The 249-nt window shown below is 41.8% G+C and carries 1 protein-coding gene; it reads left to right on the top strand.

Features of this window, described 5'->3' with window-relative positions:
- Nucleotides 1-249: histidine phosphatase family protein (locus SB773_RS33645; protein ID WP_410594808.1), on the top strand; the 249-nt coding region annotated here is incomplete at both ends.

The raw sequence follows: 249 nt of genomic DNA, 5'->3' as shown, positions 1-249 counted from the left end.
AACCAAGATGAAGCAGCTTGCGGAATTGAAACGTTTGAGTGTATGCAAAAACGAGCTGTAACTGCATTAACGGAGCTGGCGAAAGCTCATCCGAACGAGACAATTGTCGTTGTATCTCACGGCGGGCTTATCAACAGCTTTTTACATTTTGTAACATCAGGGGAGCAAGGAACTGGGATTACTCGTATAGACAATACCGGGATAACCAAATTTTGCTTTACAGATTTTTGGAATGTTTTGCAAGTGAAT

Origin of the sequence: Bacillus sp. SIMBA_074 (assembly GCF_046534555.1) — a bacterium.
Classification (GTDB): Bacteria; Bacillota; Bacilli; order Bacillales; family Bacillaceae_G; genus Bacillus_A; species Bacillus_A mycoides.
Note: the sequence above shows the minus strand (reverse complement) of the source record. Positions and strands in the feature narration are given on the sequence as shown.